The 16,123-nt window shown below is 59.8% G+C and carries 25 protein-coding genes; 3 read left to right on the top strand and 22 right to left on the bottom strand.

Annotated features, from left to right (window positions below):
• Positions 1 to 48: 48 nt before the first annotated feature.
• Genes Q0562_RS05910 through Q0562_RS05920 form a run of 3 tightly spaced genes read right to left on the bottom strand, consistent with a single transcriptional unit; the run spans position 49 to position 1,226 of the window.
• A complete protein-coding gene (locus tag Q0562_RS05910; protein WP_298642445.1) occupies positions 49 to 324 on the bottom strand; it encodes a hypothetical protein in 276 nt (91 codons plus the stop codon).
• Positions 321 to 845, bottom strand: a complete 525-nt coding sequence (locus Q0562_RS05915; RefSeq protein ID WP_298642447.1) for a hypothetical protein — start codon at positions 843 to 845, stop codon at positions 321 to 323. The genes Q0562_RS05910 and Q0562_RS05915 overlap by 4 nt, the downstream gene beginning before the upstream one ends.
• Before the next feature lie 9 nt (positions 846 to 854).
• Entirely contained in the window at positions 855 to 1,226 is a 372-nt protein-coding gene (locus tag Q0562_RS05920) for a hypothetical protein (RefSeq protein ID WP_298642449.1), read from the bottom strand.
• A gap of 28 nt (positions 1,227 to 1,254) precedes the next feature.
• Here Q0562_RS05920 and Q0562_RS05925 point away from each other — a divergent pair, with 28 nt between their 5' ends.
• A complete protein-coding gene (locus Q0562_RS05925; RefSeq protein WP_298642451.1) occupies positions 1,255 to 1,458 on the top strand; it encodes a hypothetical protein in 204 nt (67 codons plus the stop codon).
• Here the strand turns inward: Q0562_RS05925 and Q0562_RS05930 are convergent.
• From Q0562_RS05930 to Q0562_RS06020, 19 genes are all read right to left on the bottom strand, one after another.
• Entirely contained in the window at positions 1,455 to 2,156 is a 702-nt protein-coding gene (locus tag Q0562_RS05930; RefSeq protein WP_298642453.1) for a hypothetical protein, read from the bottom strand. The genes Q0562_RS05925 and Q0562_RS05930 overlap by 4 nt on opposite strands.
• Position 2,157: 1 nt before the next feature.
• Complete coding sequence (locus tag Q0562_RS05935) at positions 2,158 to 2,397, bottom strand: hypothetical protein (RefSeq protein WP_298642455.1); 240 nt, start codon at positions 2,395 to 2,397, stop codon at positions 2,158 to 2,160.
• A gap of 36 nt (positions 2,398 to 2,433) precedes the next feature.
• Complete coding sequence (locus tag Q0562_RS05940) at positions 2,434 to 4,539, bottom strand: DUF4815 domain-containing protein (protein WP_298642457.1); 2,106 nt, start codon at positions 4,537 to 4,539, stop codon at positions 2,434 to 2,436.
• A gap of 4 nt (positions 4,540 to 4,543) precedes the next feature.
• Positions 4,544 to 5,026, bottom strand: a complete 483-nt coding sequence (locus Q0562_RS05945; RefSeq protein WP_298642458.1) for a hypothetical protein — start codon at positions 5,024 to 5,026, stop codon at positions 4,544 to 4,546.
• Positions 5,026 to 5,910, bottom strand: coding sequence for a phage tail protein (locus Q0562_RS05950; RefSeq protein ID WP_298642459.1), 885 nt, complete (start codon positions 5,908 to 5,910; stop codon positions 5,026 to 5,028). Before Q0562_RS05950 ends, Q0562_RS05945 begins: the two co-directional genes overlap by 1 nt.
• The gene (locus Q0562_RS05955; protein ID WP_298642461.1) at positions 5,910 to 6,749 is read right to left on the bottom strand and encodes a baseplate J/gp47 family protein; all 840 of its coding nucleotides are present in this window, start codon (positions 6,747 to 6,749) and stop codon (positions 5,910 to 5,912) included. The genes Q0562_RS05950 and Q0562_RS05955 overlap by 1 nt, the downstream gene beginning before the upstream one ends.
• A 69-nt stretch (positions 6,750 to 6,818) precedes the next feature.
• Complete coding sequence (locus tag Q0562_RS05960; protein WP_298642462.1) at positions 6,819 to 7,184, bottom strand: GPW/gp25 family protein; 366 nt, start codon at positions 7,182 to 7,184, stop codon at positions 6,819 to 6,821.
• A 35-nt stretch (positions 7,185 to 7,219) separates the two neighbouring features.
• A complete protein-coding gene (locus Q0562_RS05965) occupies positions 7,220 to 7,732 on the bottom strand; it encodes a phage baseplate assembly protein V (RefSeq protein WP_298642464.1) in 513 nt (170 codons plus the stop codon).
• Entirely contained in the window at positions 7,729 to 8,190 is a 462-nt protein-coding gene (locus Q0562_RS05970) for a phage virion morphogenesis protein (RefSeq protein WP_298642466.1), read from the bottom strand. Before Q0562_RS05970 ends, Q0562_RS05965 begins: the two co-directional genes overlap by 4 nt.
• A complete protein-coding gene (locus tag Q0562_RS05975) occupies positions 8,187 to 8,615 on the bottom strand; it encodes a phage tail protein (protein WP_298642468.1) in 429 nt (142 codons plus the stop codon). The genes Q0562_RS05970 and Q0562_RS05975 overlap by 4 nt, the downstream gene beginning before the upstream one ends.
• A gap of 14 nt (positions 8,616 to 8,629) precedes the next feature.
• Complete coding sequence (locus tag Q0562_RS05980; protein WP_298642470.1) at positions 8,630 to 8,851, bottom strand: TraR/DksA family transcriptional regulator; 222 nt, start codon at positions 8,849 to 8,851, stop codon at positions 8,630 to 8,632.
• 111 nt (positions 8,852 to 8,962) lie between these two features.
• Positions 8,963 to 9,388, bottom strand: coding sequence for a hypothetical protein (locus Q0562_RS05985; protein ID WP_004142355.1), 426 nt, complete (start codon positions 9,386 to 9,388; stop codon positions 8,963 to 8,965).
• Positions 9,378 to 9,869 (bottom strand): lysozyme, encoded by a 492-nt coding sequence (locus tag Q0562_RS05990; protein WP_298642472.1) that lies wholly within the window; start codon positions 9,867 to 9,869, stop codon positions 9,378 to 9,380. The genes Q0562_RS05985 and Q0562_RS05990 overlap by 11 nt, the downstream gene beginning before the upstream one ends.
• A complete protein-coding gene (locus Q0562_RS05995) occupies positions 9,866 to 10,255 on the bottom strand; it encodes a hypothetical protein (RefSeq protein ID WP_298642473.1) in 390 nt (129 codons plus the stop codon). The genes Q0562_RS05990 and Q0562_RS05995 overlap by 4 nt, the downstream gene beginning before the upstream one ends.
• 2 nt (positions 10,256 to 10,257) lie before the next feature.
• Positions 10,258 to 10,470 (bottom strand): tail protein X, encoded by a 213-nt coding sequence (locus Q0562_RS06000; RefSeq protein ID WP_298642474.1) that lies wholly within the window; start codon positions 10,468 to 10,470, stop codon positions 10,258 to 10,260.
• A 14-nt stretch (positions 10,471 to 10,484) separates the two neighbouring features.
• The gene (locus Q0562_RS06005; protein ID WP_298642477.1) at positions 10,485 to 10,919 is read right to left on the bottom strand and encodes a head completion/stabilization protein; all 435 of its coding nucleotides are present in this window, start codon (positions 10,917 to 10,919) and stop codon (positions 10,485 to 10,487) included.
• A gap of 148 nt (positions 10,920 to 11,067) precedes the next feature.
• Positions 11,068 to 11,748, bottom strand: a complete 681-nt coding sequence (gene gpM / locus Q0562_RS06010) for a phage terminase small subunit (RefSeq protein ID WP_298642479.1) — start codon at positions 11,746 to 11,748, stop codon at positions 11,068 to 11,070.
• A 3-nt stretch (positions 11,749 to 11,751) separates the two neighbouring features.
• Positions 11,752 to 12,768 (bottom strand): phage major capsid protein, P2 family, encoded by a 1,017-nt coding sequence (locus Q0562_RS06015; protein WP_298642483.1) that lies wholly within the window; start codon positions 12,766 to 12,768, stop codon positions 11,752 to 11,754.
• 12 nt (positions 12,769 to 12,780) lie between these two features.
• Positions 12,781 to 13,557, bottom strand: a complete 777-nt coding sequence (locus tag Q0562_RS06020; protein ID WP_298642485.1) for a GPO family capsid scaffolding protein — start codon at positions 13,555 to 13,557, stop codon at positions 12,781 to 12,783.
• Positions 13,558 to 13,696: 139 nt separating this feature from the next.
• Here Q0562_RS06020 and Q0562_RS06025 point away from each other — a divergent pair, with 139 nt between their 5' ends.
• The gene (locus Q0562_RS06025) at positions 13,697 to 15,484 is read left to right on the top strand and encodes a terminase family protein (RefSeq protein WP_298642487.1); all 1,788 of its coding nucleotides are present in this window, start codon (positions 13,697 to 13,699) and stop codon (positions 15,482 to 15,484) included.
• 8 nt (positions 15,485 to 15,492) lie between these two features.
• A complete protein-coding gene (locus Q0562_RS06030; RefSeq protein ID WP_298642490.1) occupies positions 15,493 to 16,077 on the top strand; it encodes a hypothetical protein in 585 nt (194 codons plus the stop codon).
• The last annotated feature ends 46 nt before the right edge of the window (positions 16,078 to 16,123 follow it).

Here is a 16,123-nt window from a genome sequence, read left to right on the forward strand (position 1 = left end):
GCCTTACAGCGTAAGGGCTACAACGATTTTTAGCATGAAATTTGTCCATTACGCCCGCAAATAGGCGGGGTCGATGGCGGGCAGTAATTCCCAGCGCTCACTTGGCAATCGCATGTATTTGTCACGCACGCCGCCGTCACGCGAGGACGACGACACACAGAAATAAACATCTGGGCGCTGCGGGTCAGGGATGGCAAATTCGCAGTGCAAAAAGCGGCTGCGCGTGACAAGACGGATGGTGGCATCAAACAGGACGCGGCAACGGTCGCGCAGGGATGCGCCCTTACCCGGACGGCCTTTGTAGAAGGCGACGTAGGCACTCATGCTTCACCTCCCTTCCCGTCGGCCGGGGTCAGCGGTAGCAACGGCAGGGTGTAGCGGATGGTGATGGCGCTCAGGGCGTCAAGGTCGGCCGCCGCATGGATGCGGTCCTCGAACGCCTGCCGCTGTCCGGCGACGGAGGAGGTCAATGCGGTGTAGGCATTGCTCTTGGCCAGAGCTCTCTCGCGCAAGGTGTCGAGCGGCACACCGCGCGCCTGTGCAATCCCGGCAAGGATGGGCGTCGCCGCGCTGTGGTCGGCTGCCCACGCTTTTGCTTCCTGAGCTTGCGAAGCCCAGGAGTCCTGCTCAAATGGCGGCACGGTATCCAAACCGGCGACACGGTCGATAAACTCCTGCGCGGCAGCGGCGGCCTCGTGCAGCTTGGCGGTTTTGCCTGCGGCAAGTGCGGCTGCCGGGTCGGGGTTGTAGTCTTCTTGGGCGACCACCTGCCAACCTTCGGCCGGCGTGAAAAATGTGAGGCTTTCGCCGCAGATGTTGCCGTCTTTGTCGATGATGTAATACATGGCGGTCTCCTACTCCTTCGGCGTCCAGACTTCGGCGTAGCTTCCGCCGAATTGCACGGTCTGTTTTACTCGTGCCCCTGCAAAGCTGACCCCGTCCACAGCGAGCATGCTTTGGGGATAGGGACGATAGCCACCAATGGCGGCAACACCGCCACCTGGGTGTTCGAGCTGATGCCTGCCGTACGGATGGTCTGTGGAAAAACTACCCAAGCAGACAAACACCAGCGCCCCGACCGGATTTGCGAGTGCATTGCTGCCACTTTCGTAGCGCATACCGCTGCCACCATCACGCAGCAGGGTATGGCGGATTTTTGTCCAATCCCGCTGCACCGTCTCGTACATGATGGCGCGGGCCGCTTGCAGGGCTTCGTTGTTCGCCATAAGGAGTTCCCGCTTCTCTTCCGTAGAGGTGACGAGTTTCAGCGCAGTATCAGACGCCGCGACGGCCTTCATCGCCACCTCGCTTGCCACGACGGCCTTCATCGCCACCTCGCTTGCCACGACGGCCTTCATCGCCGCCTCGCTACCAGCGACGGCCTTCATCGCCGCCTCGCTACCAGCGACGGCCTTCATCGCCATCTCGCTACCAGCGACGGCCTTCATCGCTACCTAGCTACCAGCGACGGCGGCCATTGCCTTGCCGAAGGCAGACACAATACGCATGGCGGTAGGCGCGGCAGCCAGTGCCTGCATGGCCGGTTCGGCGGCAGTGACGGCGGATAGGGCTGCTGCCGTATCGATGACGTACTGCACCAACTCGGCCGATTTGGCCAGTACCTGCATCCCGGCACTGTGCTGCGGCCACACTACCCACAAATCGGGGGCGTTCTGCCAAACGGCACAGGCGGTTTCATCGCTGAGGATGGCGGTGGCGGCGGTGGTGCTTTGTGCGAGGTAGCCGAGCGCCAGGCGGTTTCGCAGGCACTTGTCGAGGATGTCCGGCTGCTTGATCAGCCAGGCGGCGACCTCGTCGTTATCGATGCTGCTGCGGAATAGCGCTTCATTGTCAGTGAACCAGATATCCCGGTTCACCGTTCCTGCCATTTCCAGCAGGCGCAGGTGGAAATAGGGAATGGCGCTCTGGAACTGGTTTGCCATGTGTTGCAACACGGCAAAATTCACGTCCTCATTGGCGATGGCTTCACCGCTGTAACGGCGGGCCAACTCGGCATTGAGGACAGCGGGGAAGGTGTCCAGGGCATCGGGAGCAGCGCGGTAGATAACGCACAGCTCGATCAGGCGGTCACTATCGAGGGTCGCTAGGTCGGCGCTGAGGATGCCGGCAATGGTGCTTTTTTGGGCGGGGGTCATGTCATAATCCTGCGAGGGCAAGGGTACGTATTTTTTTCATCTTGGCTTCCAGTGCGCTTTTGTCTTCGCCGCGTGCCCGAGCCTCGGCGGCGATAGCTTCTGATCGTGCTTCGTTCGCTGCGGTGATGGCATCGGTGCGCGTTTGCGCCTCGGTCTTGAGCTCGGAGTCAATACCGCTCAGGCTGTCACGGAGGCGACCGACATCTTCCGAGAGCAGATTTTCCGCACTCGGCACGGCCATTTGTAGTGAGTGGTTTTGTCATCGGCCATAAGTACCTCAGGTGGTAATCATGCGCAGGGCGCGGGCGCGTGGCCGGGCGTTGATGTTGCCGGTCAGGGTGATGCGGCAGCGGACGGTGTTGCCGCCGGTGATGGCTTTTTTGTATTCGTTGCGCACCCAGCCGTCGCCGAGGGGCTCACCGTTTTCCGGGGTGCATTCCTGCCAGTGCCCGTCAATTTCGATTTCGACCTTGAGGGCACTGCCCGCCGGGACGTTGCTCTCCAGCGTCACGATGGCTTGGCCGCTGCCGGCTACGACTGCGCGGCTGATATAGGTCGCGCTCTCCTGCAAGTCGCCAAGCGCGAGCAGTGCGCCGGGATAGAGGATGGGCGAGCGAGTGCGGCTGCCGCGCAGGGTGACGGCCGTTTGCAGCTCGCCGTCGGTGCGCTCGTCCAGCCGTCCGGTTTGCTTGTCTTGCAGGTGGTAGCTGTGCTCGTCGTTTTTGACGACAAAAGTCACGTCCGTCTCGATGCCGGTGCGCGCCGTCTGCTCCACCAGCACCACTTTTTTATAGGGCAGGGTCAGCGGCCGCTCATGCGTGGAAAGCGGCGCAACATCGGCACGGATAGGCAGCATCAGCTCCCCGTCCACGATGGCGGCGGTCTGATTTTGCCCGAGGTCGCGCATGGCATCGTCCAAAAACGGGGCGACAAACACACCATGGGTGGCCGCCGGGGCGGTGGCGATGGCACGGGTTTGCAGGCGCAGGATGGCGACCAGGTCGTAGAGGGCAAAGATGTCGGCACGCATGTCTTGCAGGGTGCCCATGCTGACCGCCGCAATTGCGGTGTTTTTCACCGCTGTCGGCGCGTTTTTGAACCAGGTGTGCTGCAACTGCGCCAGTTCCAGTTGCCCGCTCACGGCAGGGGTGGCTTTGGGGTTAAAGCGGCGCGGCATCCCCTTGATGCGGGTGATGGCGCCGTTGCGGTCGATGGTGACAGTGTCGGTGCGTGGCAGCCGCCATTGATAGTCGATCAATATCAGCGAGCCCTCGACCGCTCCCTCCACAGTAAAACCGCGCTCGTCCGGATCGATGGGGGTGACTTGGGTGATGTGTTTGTAGGTCACCTCGTAACTGGAGCCCGGCGCGGGCTCCGCTCCGGCCGGCGACCAGTCAATCATGCCGCCGGAGAACACATAGTCCTGCGTCTTTTTGTAGGTCGTACCGCCCTGTTTGACCTCGACAATTTCGATCACGGCAGGGTCGGGCAGCGCGTCGGCTACCCCGGCGTAACTGCCGTGCAACACGGTGGCGGTAGCCTGTTTGGTGATATCCACCTTGCGGATGTCGTGGATGGGCGCGCGGTCCACATTGACCCGCATTTTTCTGCTGCCGCCGCCGGAAAACCGGTGCGGCTCGGAGAGGATGGTTTGCAGGTCAGGGTCAAAGGGGAAACGCAGACGCAATGCGGTGGGCAGCTCGATTTCGTGCCCATATACGTGGGCCTTGCCCTCGAGCAACGAATAGGTCTCCTCGCGCTCGTCATGCGACAGCCACACCAGCGACAGGCCGTGGATGACGTAATGCCCGCCATTGTTGTCACGGTCATATCTGGCCAGTGCCGAGGCAAAGCCGGAGAGGTCTGGCGGGGCCGATTTGATTTTGAGGACGCCGTTTTCGACGTCATAGACGCGGTAAAAATTGCCGGTGCCGCCATCGGTGGACAATCCCCACACGGCACTGATGCGCAGCCGTGCCGCGCCCGGCTCGTCATAGTTGCGCGTCCCTTCACACGGATCGCGCAGGCTGGGATCTTGCAGCTCGGTGACGACGGCCTCGGCCAGCCAAACCCCGATTTCCACGACACCGGTGAGAGGAATATTGAGTTTGGCTTCCGGCACATCACGGATGCGGCCACGCAGGTAGATTTCCGAGGCGGCGCAGGTGGTCACGCCGGTATCGGGGTCAATGACGACGGCGCCACCGCTCTGGATGCTGCCGTCGTTCATGATGCGGTCGGCGATGCGCTTGAGGCGATGGTCGGTGATGGCTTGCTGCTCGTTGAGCTCAGGCGATTGCAGGCCCAGGCCGGCGCGATAGAGGATGAGCTCTTCGCGGGTGATGTCGCGGCAGTAGTAGTTGGCTAGGTCAATGTTTGGCATGGCGTCAGAAGGTGATGACAAAATCGAAGCTGATGCGCGCCCCGACACCGCGTTGCACGGCGGTGATGTAATCGATGGCGAGGAGGGTGCCGGGGGTGGCTATATCGCTCGGCGGGTAATAGGTTTGCCCTGCGGGTAGGCCGGCGCGGGTTGTGGTGCCGACAAAAACACCGAGCTCGCGGATGGTCTCGCCGAGGCCGTCGTTAAAGTCAAAATCGGTACGCAGGTGCAGATTGGCGGTCGGCGTGTCGCTCTTTGCGAAACGGGCACCGAGCATGACAATGTCGCCGTCGCCCTGCGGCGTGCAGTACTCGACAACATTGACTTTTCGCCGGCCAAGCTCGGCAGTGAGCGCGGTGGCGCTGCGCGGTTCGCGGGGCTGGGTGGTATCCCATTCCGCCTCGCCGCTCCCCCAGGCAAGATGCAGGGTGCTGCCCTTGATAGCGGTGGCAAGGGCGATACGTCCGGAGGTTGTAAGGATGGCCATTAGTCGGGGTCCTCGCAGTTGTTGATGATGACGTTGGTATTGGTCCAGGTTGACGACGGCCACGGGGCATCCGCCCACACTTGTCCAAGGTAGAGGGCGACAGCACGCGGTGTACTGCTGCCCGCTTGGATGGTGTAGATCTCAAACGGCAACGGCAGGTCGTCGAGATAGAGGATGTGCGCCTCGACGCTGCTGATGACGTGGGCGATGGTGATGGTGACGGCGCTAATAATCTCCGCCCCGGCGTACATCGCCCACGAGCCAATGACGGTGCCAAAGGAGATTTTTGGGTCTCTACCATCGGGCAGACAGGGCAGGTTGCTACGTCCGATGCGGATGCCAGAGTCGTCGTCCAGCAGGGCATCATCCAGCGCGCTGTCGTCTAGGCGGAATACGCCCCGGTCATAGCCGTACACCATCCTCCACAGGCGCGAGCGTACCGGCTGCGACAACAGGGCCAGGTTGACCAGCTGGCAAATTTGCGCCGGGGTGGGCATCCCGTGCGGGCGCAGGTCGTATTCGGCGAAGTGGCGGTGTGGCCGGTAGGTAATACCGGGATCGTTGCGCTCGATGGAGGGAGGTGACTCGATAATGTCAGCGTCTAAACCGACCCACGAAAAAGCGAGATGCAGTGAGGCCGGTGTGCCGCGCAGGCGAGTCCAGCGGATACCTTCACTGATGAGACGGCGCTTGTCGCTGATGTAGGGGGTGATTTCGCCGAGGGCGTACTCCCAGATGAGCGCATCCAGCCAGTTCTCGGGCGGGTCAAATTTGCGTCCCCGGATGGCAGCATCGTCGCCAAGATCAAGGATAGCGGGAGCACCGACCTGCGCCAGTTTGCGCTCAAGGTCGGTGCTGTTTGGCGGCAGTAAATCGGTGCGCATCAGTAATCCCTGCCACCGAGGTTGAGGCTGACGGTGCCGATGGCGGCGGTCTCGTCGGCGGCAATGACGACGTCACGCGTCGGCGCAGTCAGGACGACGCGCTGCACTCCGACAGCGTGCAGCGTGTGGATAAGCCAGGAGCGGGTGAGGTCGCGCCCCAAACCAAGCTGACTGCCGACGGCACGGCGCAGTGTGTCCGGTAGGGTATTGAGCAGGTCGGCGTTGCCGTCGGGCAGAAGCCACAGGGTGGCGGCGATGTCGATGGTTTTGACGGTGGCAGCGCGGACTTCGAGGGTGTCGGTGAGGACGCGGATGTCCGTGCGGTTGAGGTAGTCGCGGGTATGGGCAAGCAGGGCATCATCCACCGCGCCGTCGTGGCCGGTGATGGAGACGCGCACCAGCCCCGGACGGGGGCTGTCCACATGGGCATCGCGGATGGCGGGCGAGGCGGAGAGGGCGTGCCAGCGGTAATGCGCTGCTGGTCCTGCGGTGGACGAGCCCCGCACCCGCTCACGGATACGAGCGCGGAAAGCCTCGTCGCTTTCGCCGAGGTTGCGGGTCAGCCCGTAAAAATCGGCAAGACGGTCGAGATCGCGGTCGGTAGCAAAGGCGAGCAGGTTGGCGCGGGCGGCGTGGTTGATACGCGTGCGCAGGAGCAGTTCGAGGTAAGCGGATTCTTCGAGTACTTTGGTGACGGGCTCGGATTCGAGGTCAAGGGTGTTACGCCAGTAGTCGCGTTTTTCTTCCGGCCACAACGCCACGAAGGCGGCTTTGCGCCGCGCGAGGATGGTTTCGTAGTCAAGCTCTTCGATGACGTTTGGCAGGGATGTATCGCTCATGCGGGCATTGTGGATGTGCCCGCGCGCGCAGACGAGTGACGGTTTTCCGCAGGGCGCGGCTGTGGAAAATCAGTGGCGCAGGGTGGCTTGGCCGCGCAGCTCGGCATCGTCGAGGGTGCGTGCGGTGTAGCTGATTTCGGTTTTGCCGTCCATCGTGATGTCGATGACGGCAGTTTCGAGGACGACGCGCGGCTCCCAGCGGCTGGCTGCATCAACCAGGGCGGCGGCAAGACGCAATCGGTTGGCCGGATTCATCGGCGCATCAATCAGGTCAAAGAGGTGGCTACCGTATTCGCGGCGCTGGATGCGCGAGCCGATGGGGGTCGTAAAGATATCGGCCAGCGATTGACGGATGTGTTCGGGTTTGTGGGCGGTGTTGCGGCCATCGTCGCGCCGCATCCCGCCGGTGGCATAGGCACCGTTACCTGTACTCATGGCTGTTTCCTGTTTTTCGCGGTCATTTGAGGGGGTCATTGTGGTGTGCCGGTGACCGATGGGCCGGGCATGACGCCTGGGTGTACATGGGTGTCGCCGACGTTGACGCCGTTGTGGGTAAGGCTTGCCGACTCAAACTTGATAGCCTTGGCGCGCAAGGTGATTTCGCCGGGGGTGTCAACCAGCAGCTTTTTCCGCTTGCTGTCGTACTCGACGATGGTGCCATCATTAAACTCCAGGCGGTCAATGGTTGGGCGGTCTTCGACGGGGATGTCCGGCGCGGGTATTTCCTCCGACCAGATCATGCCGATCACGGTGGCGGTGTTGTAGTCGCCGCCATCCACGCTGAGGATAAGTTGGGTCTGCTTGCGCAGGGGTATCCAGTGGCGGTAGTTGTGGGTGACAAAAGCCGGAAACGGCAGCCAATTGGTGAGGATATCGCCGCTTTTGGCGCGAAACTCACGCTTCTCCCAGTCGATTTCTTCGACGGTGGCGATACGGGTGGCGTTGTGCGTCTGGCGCAGGTGGTCGGAAAAGCCGAAACTCATGATGTCATCCCCTGCAAATGACGCAACAGACTCTCTTGTATCATCGCTGCGTCGCCCTCGGTGATGCCGAGTAGCGGCCGTTCCGGGTAATGCGCCAGCCCGAATTGTAGGCGCTGGGTCAGGCCAAAGTGGTGGACACTGGCAAGGTAGCTGTCATGACCGCGCCGGCCGATGCGGATCAGGCTGTCGCCGACCTCGACGCGCAAGCGCTTTGCCTGGCGTAGTTTGCGCATCATCTGTTTCGGGCGCCCGCGTCGGGTGCGGCCATACTCTTTGCGCGGTTCCCATGCTGTGCCGTCCGGGTCGGTCTGCGCCGCCATCCGCTCCCGGTTGACCCGGCGCAAATCCTGGCCGATTTTGCGTAGCAATTTGCGCTGCTCGGCAGGTTGCAGACGGGCAATCGTGAGCGCAACCCAGCTCTCCAGATCGCCCATGTTGTGTTCAAGCGGCGCACTCATGGGGTCAGTGCCGGTGGGTAGAGTTGGCGGTCGATGTGTGCCGCCGGGCAGTTGTTGAGGCGGGTACCATCCTGCTCAATCTGGACGTGGTAGGTGTCGGTCAAGCCCTCGACGGTGAGCAGCAAGTCGACGTGGTTGTTGTCAAGGATGTCGGCACGAAAAGAGATGGCGGTTGCCGCGTGTCCCGGCTGCTCCGCAGATAGCCATTGCCCGGCGAGGTAACACAATGCTTCCGGCGGGCCGCTGTAATCCAGGACCAGTGCCTCGGCCGTATATTCGAGACGCAGGTTGTAGTTGCCGGGTTGGTCGGGATGCTGATAGTGGTGGCGTACCTTGCCCGAGGTGGCACGCACAATAAGATCTTCCGGCTGGATGTTAAGCCCGCCGGTGAGCAGCTTTTGCCGCAGTGTATCGAGCTTTTTCATGGCATTGTTGGCATTCAGTACAACGTTGCGCGTAGGGATTGGCACGACGGCGCGGGTTCCCATTGAAAAAACGCTCGCGTTTTTTCAATGGGAACCCGGCGCGCGGCGGGGATTTCATCGCCGCAGTCAATACAATAAGTGCTGCCGGTTGCTGTTTCTCCGCGTTGTTGTGCTGCCGCCAGGGCAGCAGCGCGACTTATTTCTTCGTATTCGCTGGCTTTGTCGGCGTTGTCCATTGTGCTCTCACAGTTTTGATCCAGCGGGTGGTGTAGCGGTGTTTGTTGCGGCAGTCGGCGTACTGTTTCGAGGCTTGGCGTACCCAGTCAACCAAGTCGCCGAGATTACCGTCATTTAGTAGCGGCAGGTCGGGGCACGGGCGTAGCGCGCTTGCCTCCACTGGCGGTGGGGGCATTTTTGCGGGCACTATTACCGCCGGGGCGGATGGCTTTGTTGAGCAGGCTGACGCCAGTATCGTCCAGACAAGGACGGCTGCGGTCAATCGTAGCGAGGTAGGCATTGAGGGTGTCCTCCGTCTTCTTCATTTGTTTCTGCGTTGCTTCATGGTTGGCGGCAAATTCGACGGCCAAGTGTTCGTAGGCGCTGAGTTGTTCGCCATACTTGCCGACAGCGTTGTTTAGTTCGTTCGCGAGCGTCTCAAATTGCTCGCGTAATACGGACTGCTGCCCGGCACGATAAGCAAGACCCACAGAGGTGATGTTATAGGCAATCAGCACCCCGGCGCAGATGATGGTGAGCGGTTTACTAAGCAGCATAGGGAGTCATCCATTGCCGGACTTCTTCTTCGCGGCGGTTGCGCAGTACTGGCTGCCCGGCGGCATAAATCCAGCGGCGCAGCTGGTCGGGGACGACAGTGTAATCACCGGCATTAAGCAGCCGGCGCAAAGAGCTGCGGCGCAACGCGTCAACGCCGACATTAAAGGTAAAGGAGACCAGCGCATCAAACTGGTGGTCAGCGAGATCCACTTTGATCAGCGTACTGACGGCGGTTTCCGCCACGTCATTGTCGTGGTCGAATAAGTGAGCCATTTGGTCATTGCTGAGGCCGTCGCGCCAGCGTACCGCGATGCCGTTAATGTAGAGCTTGCCGCTGCTGAGTTCGCTGCGGGTGAGCAGGTGGCCGACGCCGATGGTCGGCAGTCCGGCACTGTCAAGGTACATTTTGCTGCGACTGCCTTCGCGGGCAACCAGCAATTCCGTGCCGTGCTTGGTCATTTGGCGGATGGGTTTGGTCATTTTTTCCCCCTTATTTTTTCAAGGATTTCGATGATGTCGGCCTGCTGGTATTTCTCCATCGCGTGGAATAGCGCGCGCACAAGAAACCAGCCAGGCAGGCCGCAAAGAAAATAGACGGCGCCGGCCTGCATCCCGGCCAGCTCGTCGCCGACGGGATGAATATTGAGGTGGTGGGTAATGACGTAACTGCCGAGGCCAATCGAGCACATGACCGTGCTGATGACCGCCGAAAACCACTCGCGGGTGCTTTTCGGCTGGGTCATCGACATCACCACGACACTCGCTGCCACCGGGCCGAGGATGTACACGAGAATTTTGAGTAAGGCTGCACCAAGTGCGGGTTGGGCGGCACTGGCGGCGGTGCTGCTGGTAATCGGGTCGGGCATAGTCAATCCCATAGTCTGAGGGTGGCGGGTGTTGCTTGTGCGGGCTGCGGCGGGATATGGACCGGCGTACCTGCCGCCAGCCGTGACGTAGCCAAGGCGTGCGGGTTGGCAGCCATCACGGCGGCTATTCCACGGGTGCTGCCGGTAGTGCGGTAGCAGACGTCGTCCAGGGTTTCGTGCTGATGCGCGGTAACGGTGATGGTGGGGTTTGGCATGGATCATGGCTCCCTCAGATCAGGGTGATGGTGGCGCGGGATTTACCGAGGACGAGGCGCAGCGCCTCACGCGAGCGTTGCAGTGCGGTACGGATGCGGCGCTCAAGTCCATCGGCACGCTCGCTGCCTTTTGCGGTGGTATCCACATCGCGATACTGCTCAAGCTCAAAGGCTTTGGCGCGTTGAAAGACGGCTTGCCGGTAGTGGTGCTGTTTGCTGTCAGGCAAAGGGACTTGCTGTGCCTCACGCCAGACGGCGAGTTCGTCGTTGACGAGCAGCACCGCCGTGCTGAGGATTTCGTGGCTGCGCGCGTCGCTGACCGTGTCATCGACCCGCATCCGTTCACGCCAAACAGAGACCCTGATGGCGGGGTAGTAGTGATCCGTCTGCAGGTCGTCGTTGTAGCGCGGGTCGGTTGTGGCTCGGTGCGGGATAAATGCGCTGCTCATGGGGCATCCTTCCTAAAAAGGCCGCCGTGGGAAAACCGGAGAAAAACCAGCGGCGGCAAGTGTGACGAGGTACAAGGTGCGCGGTTGCGGCGGACAGGGTGAAACTAACTAAAGCCCTGTACCGCCGCGCCCCGCGCGGGCTGAGTTGTCAGGTGTGTGCGTTATTCTCTTGTGCTTGTGGCATCTGCGCGGTCAGCTCTTTTTCCAGCTGGGCAAGCAGGGGTTTGCAGCCGACTTTTGGATTCAGTTCAACCGCACGGCGCAGGTGGGTCACTGCGTCTTCCAAATTACCTTCGTCGTGCAATGCTTCACCCAGAGCGCGGTATAGCTTGGCGCGTATTTCGTCCACCATGTCATGCCCGGTGGTCGCATCCAGTACCTCGGCCAGTTGTTCGGCATTGAGGGAGCCGGGACAATTGAGCGCGCTTTCTGCCGCCATCTCGGTGTAGAGCGAGGGCAGGTCTCGGGTAAATTGCTCCGGTGCCGGCAGGTCATGGCGCAGCAGGTAATCGCCGACGGTCAGGGCACGGTCAATATCACCGACATCAAACAGCCACGGCAGCATCTGGCTGATGATGGGGTCAGGGATACCGGTATCGGCAGCAAGGACGCCGTCGATGTAGCCGTGCCATTCCTGCATCAATTCTGCTTTCTTTGCCTGCCGTGCCTCCAGCGACTGGATGCCTTGCAGTTGCCTTTTATGTTGCGCGAGTTGCGCCAGCGCCAGTTCGTGTTCGCTGCCTTGGAGGGTTTCTTGCCGTTCGGCAGCACGCTCAGAGGCGATGCGGGCTTCTTCGCGCTGCTTGTGTAATCTTGCGGGACTGGCCATGTCTTACTCCCAACCGCTGCCGTCTGCTTTCGGGACGAGGATGCCTTCGACAAGGCAGCAGGCATCGTAGTCTTCGATAACGTAGGCTTCGTTCAGGCTGCGGTACTCTTCGATACGGTCTTTGCGCGGGTTGTCGAGATAGGCAAGGCGCGTGGTGTTGCGCTGGGTGTAGATGGACAAGTTGGACAACGGCGTGATCATGAAAGCATCGTCCGGGAAAAACGGCACGGACAGGGTGCGCAGGCCGCCGAAGAGCTGGCTGACCATCAGTTTCTCCAGGGCATTACGCTCAGTTGGTGCGCTGCTGTCCCCTATCAAGGCGAGGTATTTATCGGTGATCAGCTTGCGCCCAGCGATGAGGACGAGGTCGCCGTCCTGATACCACGGTTCAATCAGTTCATGCGCCGCGTCATAGACGGCGGCATCAATGTTTTTGTAATCGTGGCCGGCGATACCGCCGATTTTTTTGCCGCTCATCACAGCGCTGGCTTTGTGGCCGCGCAGTTGTTGCAGCCAGCCTTTGTTGACGTCTTGCAAGAGAGGGTTGGTGGTGCGGTTGGTCGTCGCTGCCGCACTGGTGCCGTTAAAGCCGATCATCAGGCGGTCACGCGCAATCTGCTTGCTGGTTGCCGCGCGCAGAAGCGTTTGGAATTCGGGACGATGCCGCCAGCTGTCGAGAGTGGCGTAGCGGATGTGGGTGTCGTAGTTGGTTTGTTCGCAGCGGTATTTATCAGCGGACAATGCTTTGATGTCACGCGTCTGCCGCTCGGCTGTGCCGCTGGTATCGGTACGACCGGCGATAGTGCTGTTGACGCCAATATGGACTTTCTCGCCTTCCATCGCATCCACGATGTGGCTGTTGATAAGGCTCAAAAAGGGACTGCTTTCCTGGACCTTTTCGACCAGTCTTTGTTCGACGGACGGCTCAACGGCAAATTTTTGCGTGGCGTCGGCAACGCCGTTGAGCTGGGCGGTGCGGCTCAAGAATTGATTGTAGGCAAGGCGGGTCTGATTATGCATGGTGGTGTGTCCTTAGCAATCGGTTTGCGGCTGGCTGCTGCCGGTCGCCATAGGTCGCGTAGAGGCAAAGTGCTGTTCGGGCGTGGCAGCAGGGGTGGCCGGGGTGCCATCCAGCACGGTGCGAAGAGCAGCAATGTCGGCGCTCATTTTTTGCAGGGTCTGCTGCGTGGCGGCATGGTTTTGGATGATGCCCTCAGCAAGGGCAACGGTTGCCTCATCCAGTGTGTTCAGGCGGGTATTGGTGTCGGCGGCGGCTTTATCCGTTTTCGCAAAGAGACCTTTGATGCGGCCTAGCAAGCCTTGCTCGTTGTCTCCGGTTGCGGAAGGCTCATCTTGGGGTGCGGATTCGCAGTAGTCAGAAAAGATGTGGGTTTGTTCGCGCTGCTGGGCGGCAGCGAATTTGAGACGGCTGGTACCGACACTGGCCGGACTGTCGGTGACGCCGAGGCCGACAAGGTAGGCCTCACCGCTGCCGGCAAAATTCGGGTCGATCTCAACCGATGTAAAGACTTTCTGCCCGGACTGGTTGATCTTGACCAATTCCGGGGTCGGCGCAAGTTGTGCCAGCAGTACGGTTTTTCCTTCGCTGTTTTTGTCAGTTTTGAGCGCGGTGACATCACCGAGGGCGGCGAAGCTGCTGTCAGCGTAGAGACCGCGCATGTGTTCGAGCCAGATGCGCGCCCCGTATTTTTTCGGGTCGTAGTTCTTTGCCATTTGCTCCAGGTGGACGGCGCTGATGTTGCGCCCGTCAACGGTGGCGCCTTCGGTGGCGACAATGTGGTAAGTCATGTGTTCTCCATGCGGTGCGGTACGGTTACATCCATGATGGGCAGGCGTTCGCAGCGGTTCAACGGGAGGATTTCCACAGGGGCGGGCTGCGGAAAATCCGTCTTTGCGCGCGCGGAGCGCCCTGCGCACACTGTGCGGCATGAATGAATCCCGCTGCCTCCCGCATGACGCCACCACCAAACTCAACGCCAAGCTGATGTATTGGCGCGGCTATGGCTGCGCGGAAATCAGCCGCCAGCTGGATGTACCCATCTCTACCGTGGTGTCTTGGCGCGATCGTGATAAATGGGATAAAACCAGCGTCGCCCGGCGCATCAACGAGCAGGTGGATATGCGCCTCAGTATGCTGGTCGCCAAAGAGAGCAAGAACGCCGAGGATTACAACGAGATCGAATCCCTCGGCAAACTGCTTGAGCGTACCGCGCGCATCCAGCGCTATGAGTCGGGTGGCAACGAGGCGGATTTGAACCCCAATGTCGAACGCCGCTCGAAAAAACACCGCGCTCGTGCGAAGGAGAAAGAGAATGCGGCGCGTATTACGGACGATGAAGTTGAGGTGTTGCGGCGCGCCTTCCTGGACAATATTTATCCACATCAGCGAGCATGGTATGCACACTCGCAAAAGTACGAGATGCGGCAATACGTCAAATCGCGGCAGATCGGCGCAACGTACTATTTTGCGCAAGAGGCTTTGATTACAGCGCTGGATACAGGCAGAAACCAGATTTTTATTTCCGCGTCCAAATCACAGGCGCATGTGTTCAAATCCAATATTGTCGCCTTTGTGGAAAAGACGATTGGCAAAACACTGCGCGGCGAACACATCAAACTCGGCCCCGAAACTACCCTCTATTTTCTCGGCACCAATTCCAACACGGCGCAATCGTATTCCGGCGATTTGTATGTGGACGAGTATTTCTGGATTCCCAATTTCGCCAAAATCCAGCATGTGGCCAGCGGCATGACCGTGCATGACGACCGCCGCATTACCTATTTTTCCACACCCTCAACCACGACCCACGAAGCCTATCCGCTGTGGACGGGGCAGCATTTCAATAAAGGCCGACCAAAATCTGAGCATATTGATCTGGACGTATCACATGCGGCGCTGAAAGACGGGCGGTTGTGCGAGGATGGCTATTTCCGCCAGCTGATTACCATCGAGGACGCCATCAACAGCGGTTTCGATCGCGTCACACTGGAAAAGCTGCGCATCAAGTTCCCGCCCGGCCAATTTGAAAATCTGCTGATGTGCCAATTCGTCAACGACAGCGACAGCATTTTCAAAATGGCCGAATTGCAGCGCTGCATGGTTGATGCCTGGACGGTGTGGCAGGACTACACCCCACTCGCCGCCCGACCACTCGGCGATGTGCCGGTGTGGATTGGCTATGATCCCAGCCGCTCGCAGGATGACGCCTCGCTGGTGGTTATTGCCCCGCCGCAGGTGGAGGGCGGCGTGTTCCGCATTATCGACAAGCAGAGCTTCAACGGTCTCGATTTCGACGCACAGGCGCGCAAAATCCGCGATTTTTGCCGCATGTACAACGTCGTCCACATTGCCATTGATGCCACTGGCATCGGCCAGGCCGTTTATGACCTCGTGCGCCAGTTTTTCCCGCGTGTCCGCAAAATTCTCTATTCCGTCGAGGCCAAAAACGAGATGGTCCTCAAGGCGAAGCAGCTCATCGCCCACGCGCGCCTGCAATGGGACAACAGCTGGACGGACATCGCCCATGCATTCTTGACCATTCACCAAGCGCAGACCGGTTCTGGGCGTCAGGTAACGTACAAGGCCAGCCGTACCGCCACTACCGGCCACGCCGACCTCGCCTGGGCGACGATGCACGCCCTCATCAACGACCCGCTTGGTCAGATTGACGAGGCGGGGTTTGGCGGTCGACGCGGTTTTGCCCGTTCTTTTTAGGAAACTTTATGAGCGATAAAACGCTATTTTTTTCGTGGAGTGAACCCATCCCGGTCACGGGACCGATGTTACTCGAATTTTTGGAATGCGCTTATAACGGGCAGTATTATGAATTGCCGTTTTCCATTGATGCGCATGCCAAATATTATTATTCGCTGCTTTATATCCGAAGCGCATTACAAGCAAAAGTCAATATTCTTTCCAGCTGTTATCAGCCGCATCCATTATTCCCGCGACAGGCATTTGCGCAGTTGGCGATGGATTATTTGTGGTTTGGCAATGCGTATCTGGAAAAATCGGTTGCGCGTACCGGTAAATTACTCGCCCTGCGCCCCAGCCCGGCTAAATTTACCCACCGCGATAAAGATAACCGCTATAAATTTATCAGCAATGGCGACGGGATTATGCATGGTTACACCGTGCATGACTTCCCGCCCGGTGCGGTATTGCATTTACTGGAACCGGACGTGAATCAGGAATTGTACGGCGTGCCGGAATGGTTGCCGGCCATTCAAGCGGCCTTGCTCAATGAAGCCGCCACCAAATTCAGGCTGCGCTATTATCAAAACGGATCACACGCTGGCTATAGCTAATACACCTAACATTTCATACATCTAAGCAAATAAAGTAGCGTGAAGA

Origin of the sequence: uncultured Cardiobacterium sp. (assembly GCF_938028825.1) — a bacterium.
Taxonomy (GTDB): domain Bacteria; phylum Pseudomonadota; class Gammaproteobacteria; order Cardiobacteriales; family Cardiobacteriaceae; genus Cardiobacterium.